This window comes from Paenibacillus glacialis, from assembly GCF_001637205.1.
In the GTDB taxonomy this organism is placed as follows: domain Bacteria; phylum Bacillota; class Bacilli; order Paenibacillales; family Paenibacillaceae; genus Paenibacillus_AQ; species Paenibacillus_AQ glacialis.
On the sequence record NZ_LVJH01000020.1, the window covers coordinates 1 to 12402 of the forward strand.

Annotated in this window: 11 protein-coding genes; 7 read left to right on the forward strand and 4 right to left on the reverse strand. The window is 46.7% G+C overall.

The genetic code is table 11. The annotated features are described in order from the left end of the window. Positions 1–59 precede the first annotated feature (59 nt). The gene (locus tag PGLA_RS11560; RefSeq protein ID WP_211269534.1) at positions 60–563 is read right to left on the reverse strand and encodes a hypothetical protein; all 504 of its coding nucleotides are present in this window, start codon (positions 561–563) and stop codon (positions 60–62) included. Positions 564–681: 118 nt separating this feature from the next. Further along, the gene (locus PGLA_RS11565) at positions 682–1242 is read right to left on the reverse strand and encodes a MarR family winged helix-turn-helix transcriptional regulator (protein WP_068532751.1); all 561 of its coding nucleotides are present in this window, start codon (positions 1240–1242) and stop codon (positions 682–684) included. Between the two features lie 853 nt (positions 1243–2095). Here PGLA_RS11565 and PGLA_RS11570 point away from each other — a divergent pair. Genes PGLA_RS11570 through PGLA_RS11585 form a run of 4 tightly spaced genes read left to right on the forward strand, consistent with a single transcriptional unit; the run spans position 2096 to position 4848 of the window. Continuing rightward, a complete protein-coding gene (locus tag PGLA_RS11570) occupies positions 2096–2425 on the forward strand; it encodes a PadR family transcriptional regulator (RefSeq protein ID WP_068532754.1) in 330 nt (109 codons plus the stop codon). A gap of 13 nt (positions 2426–2438) precedes the next feature. Further along, complete coding sequence (locus PGLA_RS11575) at positions 2439–3305, forward strand: pentapeptide repeat-containing protein (protein ID WP_068532756.1); 867 nt, start codon at positions 2439–2441, stop codon at positions 3303–3305. A gap of 13 nt (positions 3306–3318) precedes the next feature. Beyond that, positions 3319–4080, forward strand: a complete 762-nt coding sequence (locus PGLA_RS11580; protein ID WP_068532759.1) for an ABC transporter ATP-binding protein — start codon at positions 3319–3321, stop codon at positions 4078–4080. Continuing rightward, a complete protein-coding gene (locus PGLA_RS11585; protein WP_068532761.1) occupies positions 4081–4848 on the forward strand; it encodes an ABC transporter permease in 768 nt (255 codons plus the stop codon). 507 nt (positions 4849–5355) lie between these two features. Here PGLA_RS11585 and PGLA_RS11590 read toward each other — a convergent pair. Beyond that, entirely contained in the window at positions 5356–7134 is a 1779-nt protein-coding gene (locus tag PGLA_RS11590) for a helix-turn-helix transcriptional regulator (RefSeq protein WP_068532764.1), read from the reverse strand. Between the two features lie 295 nt (positions 7135–7429). Here PGLA_RS11590 and PGLA_RS11595 point away from each other — a divergent pair, with 295 nt between their 5' ends. Beyond that, entirely contained in the window at positions 7430–9589 is a 2160-nt protein-coding gene (locus PGLA_RS11595) for a serine hydrolase domain-containing protein (RefSeq protein ID WP_068532766.1), read from the forward strand. Positions 9590–9749: 160 nt separating this feature from the next. Here the strand turns inward: PGLA_RS11595 and PGLA_RS11600 are convergent, their stop codons facing one another. After that, positions 9750–11135 carry an MFS transporter gene (locus tag PGLA_RS11600; RefSeq protein ID WP_068532769.1) on the reverse strand — a complete coding sequence of 462 codons (1386 nt, stop codon included), beginning with the start codon at positions 11133–11135 and terminating at the stop codon, positions 9750–9752. A gap of 111 nt (positions 11136–11246) precedes the next feature. Between PGLA_RS11600 and PGLA_RS11605 the strand changes: the two genes are divergently transcribed. Both PGLA_RS11605 and PGLA_RS11610 read left to right on the forward strand, forming a co-directional pair. Further along, complete coding sequence (locus PGLA_RS11605; protein ID WP_068532773.1) at positions 11247–12134, forward strand: LysR family transcriptional regulator; 888 nt, start codon at positions 11247–11249, stop codon at positions 12132–12134. After that, the gene (locus PGLA_RS11610) at positions 12106–12336 is read left to right on the forward strand and encodes a hypothetical protein (RefSeq protein WP_068532776.1); all 231 of its coding nucleotides are present in this window, start codon (positions 12106–12108) and stop codon (positions 12334–12336) included. The genes PGLA_RS11605 and PGLA_RS11610 overlap by 29 nt, the downstream gene beginning before the upstream one ends. Positions 12337–12402 lie beyond the last annotated feature (66 nt).

The window sequence follows — 12402 nt, forward strand, 5'->3', positions numbered from 1 at the left end:
CAAACGTTCCAAAAGCGCACTGCCTATCGTACCTGTTGCTCCCATAATAACTATCATTTTTATCTTCTCCTTTTGGATGAAAAATTAGTTGTGACGGCAAGACGCCACCGCCATGTCACTATCGTGCTTGCTATGAATCCAGACAACGGGAAATCGATCCAGACACGACCGACCCAGGCCAAGTGATCGATGGGAATAAAAATTCCCAGTAAATCTGATGTCACCCATGCGGCGAATAGCCCCAACAAAGCCCCGGCCAACGCGAACATCCCTACCACAACCAAGTGAGGTGCGCCGATGATCCATCGTTTACGGCCTCCTCGGCTGCGCAACCAAAGGCCAAGAATCAAAGCCACCAAGGCCGATGTTCCACCGATTGTGGTTAAGGCCCCTATTTGGAGCCCCTTGTCGGCAGAGATCAAGCCCCCAATACCTGCCATGATCGCAGGAGCAGCATAGGCCATTACAACTTCACGCCATAGTACAAAAGTCTTTTTCTTGGAACCAGCAGCCTTGATGCCGTAAACACCATCTATCTGATTCGGGTAGTTCATTTTGTTCATCTAGTTACTCCTCCTTACTTTTCTAAATAGTTCTGCGATTCATTTCAGTAATATAATGATTAGGAACCTAACTATATAAGAGTAAAAATAGGCTAGCTTCACTAGCCCGTTCTACTCATTACTGATGTTTCCCTTTGGTTTCCGAGCCTAGTTCGCCCGTAAGTGCTGAGATGCCTTGTGTAACTCGGCCTAGCAGGTCGAGAAATACGCTGCGCTCCTCGATATTGAGTAAGCCCACCATGGCCTCCAGCCGAGCGAAATGCTCAGGAGCCATTTCACGGAGCTTCTTCGCGCCTTCCTCCGTCAAAATAACCGATCTCTGACGTCCATCGTCTGAGCTTGATCGCCGAGATACTAGGCCATCTCGTTCAAGAATGTCGATAAGACCAGTCACTGTAGCACGTGTAACGCCTAGATGCTCCGCTAATTGCGAAGGCAACTCTTCTCCTTCGTTATCTTCAAGATCTGCCAATAAACGATATCGCCCTGTTGATAAACCGAATCTAGAGAAATGAATCTCCGAGGCATGTCCAAGCTTGGCTCCCGCTGCCATTAGCCTAGACGCGACGAGTATAGCCTGTGCGTCTATGTCTAGGTTATAGCGATCAATCTGCCGCTTGGATTGTACAAGCGAGGGAATAGCGTCAATGTCATTCGTTACTTTATTATTGTTGTTCATATATGTAGTATGGCTCCTAATTACTTTTGTGTCAACACATTGTTATAACACTTAAGAAAATAAAATAAAGGGTTCTACATATTATGCATGACTAATATGTGGAATCCTTTATGTTTAACTATCGTTCGCCGTTAGGTTAATGGTAAAACCTGGAAAGCCGATGGTAGCAATGGCCAGACGATTAATCTCCAGATCCACGGGTGATGCCTTCGCCAGCGGTATCTGATTGCTAAAGCTACCTGATACTCGAAACCTTCATTAGTGAAATCTAATCCCGCCCACTGATCATTGAAGAGTTCAAAGAGCGTCTGTAGGCGGTGGCGGTTGATACAGTCACAGCGATGTCGGATAGCAAGCTGGTATTCAGGTTTAAGGACTGCTCGGAAGTTGAAGGTTAAATTGCGCAGATTACTACATTCATACCGATGCCTACACCGATGTATAAGTCGGAGTGGGCATCGGTATTTTTATGTTCTTTACACTGTCTGGTTTCATGTACGCAGAAACTTCTCCACGACTTACTCCTTCAGCGACAAATAATGCTTGATCGGAAAGGGAAATGCTGAGCGGGCGATCATCATCTCCGAAGCAGAATAAAAACAGGACGCCGATTTCTCGAAACTTATAATTACCAGCCGACAGGAAATTACTCGCTGCTCCTGTCTTTCTGCTCCCTATTTTTCTGTCAGTCAGTAATCTGTTTCATGATTGGATTAAGCTCGAAAAAGAGAATGTATCCGTTAGATACGGTTATGAATTTATATCTTACTTTTCAATCAAAGTATTCAACTTGAAACACTACCTTGACAGTCATGGTAGTGTGTCGTATTATACAAACATGGAGGTTGATTACATGAGTGAGAACAAAATTACATCCGACCTGCTGCGAGGACATACCGATACGATGATTTTACGGCTCTTATCCGAAGCTGACCGCTACGGCTACGAGATTGTCAAGCTGATTGCCGAGCGCTCAGACGGCGAGTATGAATTAAAGGAAGCCACCATGTATTCGAGCGTCCGGAGGCTTGAGGCCGACGGTGATATCGAGTGGTATTGGGGCGATGAATCACAGGGTGGTCGGCGTAAATATTTTAGGATTACCGAAAAGGGCAAGGATGCTTACGCCCGCAACAAAAGCAATTGGGAGTACGCAAAGCGCGTGCTTGAAAACTTATTATAAGGAGAGTTGATGTATGAATGAGAAATTGACCAACTATTTGAACGGCGTTTTCGCACCTTACGATGGGGTAAAAAGCGTTACCGAATTAAAGATTGACCTGCTCTCCGATTTGCAGGAGCGGTACCGTGAACTCAAAGCCGAGGGCAAGGACGATGAAACGGCTTTTGAGATGACCATTGATAGCATCGGCGACATTGAGCAAACGGTACAAGAGGTGGCTAACCTCTCCCGCTCGCTGGAACGGCAGGTACTGACAAACTTTAGCGCGAGCAACCTGCCAATGAGCGACTTTGCGGGCGTTATTGCGCATAAAGGAAATTTTACATCGAGCGCGTTACGCGGTTCCGACTTTGCGGGCGCAGACTTGACCGGCAGTTCGTTTAAGACCAGCGACATACGTGAAGCCAATTTTGACGGCGCAAATCTGACCGACTGCAACCTATCCGCCAATGATCTTTCGAATGCAAGCTTCAATAAATCGATCCTTGTACGCACCAACTTCAGCATATCGGGGCTGGACGGAGCAAAATTCACAGGCGTAAAACTGACCGACGTCACGCTAACCAAGACCGACCTTAGAAAAACAACCTTTGAAGGTTGTATCTTTGACGGCGTGGTCTTCAAATATTCCGACCTGAGCGGGCTGCGTTTTGACGGGCAAACATTTATCGGCGTTAAGTTTGACAAGTCGGCAATAAACGATGTTTCGTTTAGGGGCGCTACGCTCAAGAATGTGTCTTTTCAGGCGTATTTTTCGTTGACCAATAAGTATTACCGTGCTATCAAAACCATCTGCTTTGACGGCGCAGTCATGGATAAGCTGACCTATGCTACGCTTAAAGGCATGGGGGCCGATTTGTCCAAGGTTACTGTTCGATAAGGAGGGGGAAGTTATGCAAAATAATTCGATTCAAGTCATTGGACTGCAAAAATCCTACAAGCAGCATCAAGTCCTAAAGGGCGTAGATTTCGAGGTGGAAAAGGGCAGTATCTTCGCCCTGCTCGGCTCCAACGGGGCGGGCAAAACAACGGTTGTCAAAATCCTCACTACGCTGCTCAAACAAGACGGCGGCACCGCCACCGTCAACGGATTCGATGTTGCGTCAAAGCCCGACAATGTGCGGCAGGCGATCAGTCTGACCGGACAATTCGCCGCCGTAGACGAGATACTGACCGGACGGGAAAATCTTATCATGATCGCCAAGCTACGATACCTCAAAAATCCGCGTCAGGTTGCGGACGATTTGCTTGCACGCTTCGGCCTGACAGACGCCGCCGACCGCAGGGTTTCTACTTATTCGGGCGGTATGCGCCGCAGGCTCGACATCGCCTTGAGTATTGTCGGCAAACCTCAGATCATATTCCTCGACGAGCCGACCACTGGGCTTGACCCCGAGGCGCGCATCGAGGTTTGGAAGATTGTCAAGGAGCTTGCCGACGGCGGCACGACGGTACTTCTAACCACGCAGTATTTGGAGGAGGCTGAGCAGCTTGCCGACCGAATTGCCATTCTGCACGAGGGCAGGATTATCGCCAGCGGCACGCTCTCGGAGCTGAAACAGCTTTTCCCATCCGCAGAGGTAGAGTATGTTGAGAAACAGCCGACTTTGGAGGAAATATTCCTCGCAATCATCGGCAACAAGGAGGGAAAGTAAATGGAGCGGATAGAGAAACATTTTTTCAGTAATATGAGCGTCATGCTTGGACGTTCCATGCGCCATATTACCCGCAGTATGGACACCATTATCACGGTCACCATCATGCCGATCGCGTTTATGTTGCTGTTCGTCTATGTATTCGGCGGTGCAATTGACACCGGAACGGATAACTACGTGAATTATCTGTTGCCCGGTATTCTTCTGATTGCCATTGCTAGCGGTATATCCTATACGGCCTTCCGCCTGTTTACCGATGTGCAACGGGGCATATTCGAGCGGTTTCACACCATGCCGATTTCACGTTCTACCTTACTGTGGGGGCATGTGCTGACCTCGCTGGTATCCAACGCCATATCGGTTGTCGTCATCATTCTCGTAGCTTTGATTATGGGCTTTCGTTCATCGGCAGGGATCATGTCATGGCTTGCCGTAGCCGGCATACTCGCACTGTTTACGTTGGCATTAACTTGGGTCGCGGCGATTGCCGGACTGACCGCAAAAACGGTGGATGGTGCAAGCGCCTTTTCCTACCCGATTATCTTCCTTCCGTTTATCAGCTCAGCTTTTGTGCCGACCGAGTCGATGCCGTCGGTCGTTCGCGCCTTTGCCGAAAACCAGCCGGTGACCTCGATCGTGGAAGCCATTCGTGCGCTACTGTCAGGTCAGCCAGTGGGCAATGATATATGGGTCGCGCTTGCGTGGTGCGTCGGGATTTTGCTCGTATCATATTTCTTTGCAATGTGGGTGTATAAAAAGCGGGTGTGAAAAAAAGGACAGCCTTTTCTGTATTAACAACAGAGAAGACAGTCCTGTAGAATAAATTCTATACCTATATAAGGGCACAACTGATGAGCAGTGTAAAAATACGAATGCCGTTATAAACATTTATACTGGGCTTACATCTAGAGGGTATTTATCCGAGTTGTCGAGCTGTGGTCGCTAATGTTGAAAATGTCATATAACATCGATTTGAGGCGCAAAATCCAACGTATCGAGGCGCTCGTTTTTTTGCGAAGCTCAAATTAATCGCTCTACAGGAATTCTAACGAGCAGCATCCCACGGGGCACGATAGTTGTATAAAAAATATTGTTGAGCAGGCTACCGCAGTCTGCTCATTTTATTAAGTTAAAACAAAACTTTATCTTGAATCCCCTTCAAAACCACCATATTATTTATATTTTATTAAGGGGTGAAGGGGAATTGAATAATGTCTATTTCATAGATTTCTTTCCTTAAGGCCCGTAACATCAGGTAGTCGAGTCGAGTACCATCTACACGATATTCTTCGCTCGCGCCATCTTTATTGCTTCTTCGCGGTTGTTGACGCCGAGCTTCGAGTAGAGAATCGAGCAGTAATTGCGGATCGTTCCCTCCGATAAAAATAACTTGGCAGCGATCGACTTGTAGCGAAGTCCGTCTGACAGATGACTCAGAATTTCTATCTCGCGTTTCGTAAGCCCGTACGGATAGTTTTCCGGACTTGAGCCGATCTTTTCCAACTGCTCACGTTGACGCTTCATCTCTTCGAAAACTCGCGTCGCAACCGATTGGTCGATCCAGGTTCCTCCGTTATAAATAAGTTTTAAGGCTTCCTTCATCTCTCGGGGATGAGTCGACTTCAGTATGTATCCTTCCGCCCCGCACTCTAATGCAGTTGCTGCCTGCAAGGAATCCTCGAACGTTGTCATGAACACAACCTTCATTAGAGGCCATCGTTGTTTTACCTCGAGTAAAGTTTCAAGCCCGCCCATTCCTTGCATACGAATTTCCATTAGCACGATATCCGGTTGGGATCGCTCACAATGTTCTAATGCTTCTCGCCCGTCACCTGCCGTACCAACGACGATAAAATCAGCATGCTGATCCAAAATCTGCTTCAAGCTGTCGGCTATGATCACCTGATCATCAACGATCAGCAGGCGGATCGCGTCATGTACAGGCTCGGTCTGCAACGGAATATGACAGATGATAAACCCGGAATGTATCGACAGTGTGCCGTGAAATTGTTCAAGCCGTTCCTTCATCCCACCCAGCCCAAATCCGAATTGGTTTTCTTCCATGCCGATGCCGTTATCTTCAATCTGTAACCGGAGTTGCTGACTATCGAAATGCAGCTGAACAGATATCACGTTCGCTTGACCGTGCCGAACTGCGTTGGTTAGAGATTCTTGAAGGCAGCGATGTAGACAAAAGTTTATTTTTTGCGTCACGAGGGTCTCACTGCCGATCACACGGAATTTGACCGTTGTACCTGTCGACTTCATGAACTCTTCGCTTAACTGCTGTAACGACTCACTTAACGAATGGCTGAGCGGAGCATGAGAGAGCTGGTGCAGATGTTTTCGGATATCAACCAGACTGTGCTGAGCGATACCGACAAGCGAATCAATCCTCTCGAACTGCGAATTCGGTACGGTCGATCGCAGCGATTCGACACCGATGATAAGCGAGGTAAGCGAATGGCCAATCGTGTCATGCAGCTCATGTGACAGTCGGCTGCGCTCCTCCAGCAGCGTAAGCTCCTCAATCCGCTTAATATGCTGCTCCAGTAGCTGTTTCTGCTCTTGAATGATTCGGGCTTGCTGATGGGACTGAATTAAGATATTGAACGCAAAGCCGATGGCAAAACCTAGGCTGCAGCTAACGATGAACTCAAACGGGAGACGATCAGCGATCCAACCGTTCAATACCGGGAATACGATTCCACAGAGGATCCCTGTCCACACATAAGTTGTTCGACTGCTCGCCAATCCGATCGTTATCACGAGCAAGACAAATGACCATAGCAGTTCTGGAGCTGCGTAGGCTAAATAAAGATAAAAAAAGCCCGTTGCCATGACTTCAATAGGAAGATACCAAGCTTCTTTTCTATAGCGGACGATGAATGGAACGAGGTAAATGACGAGAGCAAAAGAAAGTACAAACCCAAGCGACCCAGTGATCAAGGACGGATTGACAAAACCAGCGCTTGCGATAATGACCAGCCAAATTGTTCGTATGGCTACAAGTATCCAATCATACCAGAACCATTTCTTCATGATAGAGAACACGAATTATGCACACCTGCTTGTATGTTTTTTGATAATCAATTTCCTATTGATTCAGACCCTATCATGCACCATTACATCTTGACTCGTCAAGCGAAAGAGGGGGAACGGTTGGGAACCTGGCTGCAGGAAGCACGTCACATGAGATATTGACGATTTGTCATATGGCTGATGTGACAGATTTAAGGGCGATGTCATCAAAAGTTTGGCGGTTTCATCAATAGCCGTTTTTACAAATTCGGAGGTAAGGTGAAGGAGTGAATCAACACAACATTCCAAAATAATAGGAGCGATGCATATGAAATCATTCATCAAGCACAAAAGAGTTGCACTTACGTTAACAGCGGTATTGGCGGTTGCACCGGTATTTCCTGCTTATGGCACACTGCATGCAGCGGGTCACACGGCAACCTATCAAGCGATCGATAAAGCTGCCAATAGCGACAATATTCCAGGTGTTATCGTTACTGTGAAGAATGGAGATGCGGGCTGGTCCTACGCTTCCGGTGAAGGGAATATCGAAAGAAACCATAAAGTGGACGCCGACTCCGCATTCCGAATCGGAAGTACAACGAAGACGTTTGTCGCTGCGGTTGTCTTGCAGCTTGCCGGGGAGAAGAAGCTGTCCCTTGATGATACGGTGGAGAAATGGCTGCCGGGGCTCGTACAGGGCAATGGGTACAACGGCAATAAGATTAAGATTCGTCAATTGTTGAATCATACAAGCGGACTTCCAGACTACTTGACGCCAGAGCTTAGAACGAAATTACTCACGAATCCAGGTGAAAATTATACAGCTGAACAGTTAGTCGCCATCGGTGTGGGGCTAAAGCCAGTAACAGGGTGGTCATACTCGAACACAAATTACGCGATTTTGGGTCTCATTATCCAGAAGTCTACTGGGGAAACCTATGCGGAGCAGATTAAGAAACGAATTATTGAACCCCTTCAATTGAAAGAAACGTTCCTCCCAGGCAACTCGATGGATATTCCGAAAAAAAATGCCCGCGGTTACTTGGACACGGGAAATAAATTAGTAGATATTACGCTGCTTAACCCATCATTTACTAATGCCGCTGGGGAAATGATCTCGACAGGGGAAGATATAACGACGTTTTTCCGTGCCTTACTTGGCGGCAAGCTGTTGACACCGGAGATGAAGAAGGAGATGCTGACTAGCACAGTCGATTCTCCATTTGGGCCTTATGGACTTGGCATACATCAAACAAAGCTGCCTAACGGCACCAGCGTATGGGGACATGGCGGCGGTATTCCCGGATTTACCAACTTTGCGGGCGGAACGGAAGACGGTCAGCATGTCATCTCGATCAATATCAATGTACTGGGAGATGCGGTTAAACACATTGACAATATTATAGCATCGGAGTTCGCAAGCGAACCCAAAAAAGAACTCACGGAAAAGGAAAAGAAAAGCAAGCATCGGGAAGATGTCAAACGCGTCATGGATGAAGTGGTAACAAACAAACGCGTCCCAAGTGTCGTGGCTGGCGGGCTGCAGGATGGGGGACGCTGGTCCTACGCTACAGGTACAGCCAGTTACGAAGTACCAAGCCGGGTAGAACCAGATTTTTCATTCCGTATAGCAAGCATCACGAAGACATTCACCGCTTCCGTTGTATTGCAGTTGGCTGAGGAGAAACAATTGAGTCTGGATGATTCAGTCGAAAAATGGCTGCCAGGCGTCGTAAAGGGGAACGGGTATGACGGTAACAATATCAAGATTCGTCAGTTATTGAACCATACAAGCGGGCTTGCGAGCTATACGGATGACAATTTGCGGGATATAATCTTGCCTCAAAATCCTTTCCGTTACTATTCCGTCGACGATCTTATCGGCTTGGCACTTGCAAAGCCGCCTGTATATGCACCGGGGAAGGGATGGAACTATTCCAACGTCAATACGATACTTGCCGGCAAAATTATTCAGAAGGTAACCGGGGATACGTATGCGGAACAGATCAGGAAACGGTTCATCGAACCGCTCGGGCTGACGGAGACGTTCGTCATGGAGAATAGCTCCCATATTCCGAGTAAGCATGCCACGGGATATAATATGGATAGATCGGGTCATTTGTATGATTTGACTGAAATGAATCAATCCTGGGCAAATGCAGCCGGAGATATAGTATCAAACGTCAAAGATTTGACCACCTTCTTCAGTGCGCTGTTAGGCGGAAAGCTACTAAATCAAGAGATGATGGACCAGATGCTCACAACAGTAGATTCACCTATGGGTAAAGTCGGACTAGGGATTTTTGAAGGGAAAACACCGGACGGGCAATCCTATTGGGGGCATGCCGGCGGTACTTTCGGATTTGAGACGAGAGCCTTCGGACCTCTAGGTGGGAAGCATATTTTGGTAACGGCCATCAACTCGGTAGGACCGGACGCTACTGCGGCTCACATTAAATTACTCAACAAGGAGTTTGGTCGTTAAGTTTAAAGCCGACATCGCGCTCTTTATTTGAGGGCGGGTGTCGATTTTCTTAAGTGAATCGTAGTTGTCGCAGGACAAGAACATATACGCTTATGAAGTCGCGGAAATCGCGGCTTTTTTGTTTTAATGATGTAGGTTCTTAGATTTGAACTTGGTGAACCTACGACTCTTGCAATTGCCCTGACTCCCGGCGCCGCCGACTCATGAATACCAAAGACAATGCAATTACCGTGAGGATAATCCCAAGCACTTGAAATCCCTCGAAGCTGAACTTACCTCCCATTACGACACCTATTAACAATGAAGAGAGAATGGTTCCAAGGTATCTTGATGTATTAAATAATCCGGATGCTACACCTATTATTTCTTTTGGAGAACTTTGGAACATAGCTGCTTGCATACCTACATTGTTCAACCCGTTGCTAATACCGAATGCAGCCAAAGCCAAACACACGCTGATAACCGGTGAAGTTTGATTCAATGTCACGAGCCACACCGAGCCAAATGTCATCAGAATTGCAGACACCAGCAATGCTGGCCCTGGTCCTGATTTATCGATCCATCGTCCTGCTATTGGAGAAGTAACTAGCGAGCAGAGGCCTAGGGTTAGCATAAGTATCCCTGTTTGGAATTCGCTGACATGGCGTACCATTTGCAAGTAGGACGGAAGCCCGAAAAAGAGCGAGTAATAAAGTACGTTAACGAGCATAAATTCCACATTAACCCAAGTCATCGCAGGATATTTGGCGAATGTGCGTAAAGGAATAAAGGGTGACGTCGCTTTTAACTCATGTCGTACGAAAGCCGCAAGTAGAACGAGGCCTATCAGCAAGACAATGACATTTCCTAATGAGATATGCCCAGATGACTTTGCTGAGAGTAATCCAACGAGTAGGGCAACCAGACCTACTGTGAAAAGTAGGATTCCTGACGCATCCATCAAATCAAACCATTTACGAAGGGACATGCCCGGTGCAACGGATGTTGACGGTTCGTCCTTAGGAATATTCCTCCAAGATAATAGAAAGCTTACTACCACGAATGGAATATTGACGAAAAAGATAGCAGGCCAGCCCCACCAGTGTATGATGACCCCACCAATAAAGGGTCCAATTGCTGCCGCTCCGGATAGGAATATGGACAAAACAGACAGCGCTGTCGCTTGTTTTTCCGTAATATGAATTCGTACAATGGCCATTCCAACGGCAACCATCATGCTTGTTCCGATGGCTTGCACAACGCGGAACATGATGAGCCACGCGAAGTTTGGTGATAACGGAGCTAATAATGATGCAATGAAGGCTACAACAAGCCCGGTAAGGAATATCTTCCTGCGACCGAATAAATCGCTGGCCCTTCCCATGACAGGTTGAGCGATGCTACTTGCAATGTAAAAAGAAAAGATAATCCAGGAAACACCTGTAAAGTCTAGTTGAAACACATTTTGCAGACCTGGAATGGCAACAGAAACCATCGAAGAATTTAAAGGGTTCAATAGTATCCCTAGACCAACTGAAATCATTAACCACCTGCTGCGAACACTCATTTTGAATCCTCCCAAAGCTTATTAATGTCATCGTACTTGAAATCGATTATTCATTCCAACGCATTTCATGTTATGATCTCATAGACTTGAAGGAATGAATGGAGGTGCGAAATGGAACTTCTTCAACTGCAATATTTCCTCGCGGTAGCTCGTTTGGAACATGTGACCGAAGCTGCACGAAATCTGCACGTTACTCAATCATCATTAAGCAAAACGATTCAGCGCTTGGAGGAGGATCTGGGGGTCCCTTTATTCGATCGTGTAGGGAGAAAGCTGCGATTAAATGAGTTCGGAAGCAGATTTCTTCGCCGTGCAGAAAGGGCTTTGTTTGAATTGGAGCAGGGGAAACAGGAGCTTAGCGATTTATCCAGCCCGGAACATAACTCACTTGAATTAGCGGTGACTACCGCTAGCACATTACCAAATATCCTTCGCGAGTTTCGGAAAAAGCGACCCGATATTCAATTTCATGTGCAAATGCTGACCACGCAGGAAATGGTTACACTTCTTGATAGAGGAGAGGTGGATTTTTGCTTGTCCTCACCTCCTATAGAAGGGGATGACATCGAATGTCAAATCGTGTTGATCGATCCAATCCTTGTAGCCGTTCCAAAGGGGCATCGGCTGGCAGATCGAAGCAGCGTCTCCTTGACGGAGCTAAGGGATGAATGGTTTGTCGGTGTAAAGAGTGGTTATGGAACTCGCGATTTAATAGATTCTGTATGCCAATCGGTTGGATTTGTGCCTAAATATGTGTATGAGGGGGATGAACCTGCAAGGCTTAGCGCTCTTGTAGAAGCCGAAATTGGCATAGCCTTCATACCAGGCACGGCAAGGAATTCACGGGAAGACATCAAATATCTCCAAGTAGAGAATCACGAACTGGTACGGGAGATAGCTTTATTATGGCACAAGAGTCGGTACATTTCGCGGGCTGCTCTGGAATTCCGTGAGGTGGTTGTAGAATATTTTGGAGCGATATCCAAACAGACAATTTAGTCATGCTGCACAACTAATTGTTGGTAACAAACTAGTCATTGAAGTGATCAAACTGAAAGAAGCAAAAACGATAAATATCAATGATATTAAATTGTGCCATCGGTTCAAAAAGCAGAAGTCGGTCAACGTAAAATATGATGGATTCGGTAATTGGGATGGTGACGTGTTTAGCGTATTCAGTTCCAACGTTAAACAAAATTAATCATAAGATGCAGGAACAATCAGTTAAACTCCCTCAATATGATTTATTTTTCTCACTCAGGCTCAT

Coding starts and splice junctions, on each gene's coding strand:
- PGLA_RS11580 (WP_068532759.1), top strand. CDS start 3,319: ATGCAAAATAATTCGATTCAAGTCATTGGACTGCAAAAATCCTACAAG.
- PGLA_RS11600 (WP_068532769.1), bottom strand. CDS start 11,135: ATGAGTGTTCGCAGCAGGTGGTTAATGATTTCAGTTGGTCTAGGGATA.
- PGLA_RS11570 (WP_068532754.1), top strand. CDS start 2,096: ATGAGTGAGAACAAAATTACATCCGACCTGCTGCGAGGACATACCGAT.
- PGLA_RS11595 (WP_068532766.1), top strand. CDS start 7,430: ATGAAATCATTCATCAAGCACAAAAGAGTTGCACTTACGTTAACAGCG.
- PGLA_RS11585 (WP_068532761.1), top strand. CDS start 4,081: ATGGAGCGGATAGAGAAACATTTTTTCAGTAATATGAGCGTCATGCTT.
- PGLA_RS11605 (WP_068532773.1), top strand. CDS start 11,247: ATGGAACTTCTTCAACTGCAATATTTCCTCGCGGTAGCTCGTTTGGAA.
- PGLA_RS11565 (WP_068532751.1), bottom strand. CDS start 1,242: ATGAACAACAATAATAAAGTAACGAATGACATTGACGCTATTCCCTCG.
- PGLA_RS11560 (WP_211269534.1), bottom strand. CDS start 563: ATGAACAAAATGAACTACCCGAATCAGATAGATGGTGTTTACGGCATC.
- PGLA_RS11575 (WP_068532756.1), top strand. CDS start 2,439: ATGAATGAGAAATTGACCAACTATTTGAACGGCGTTTTCGCACCTTAC.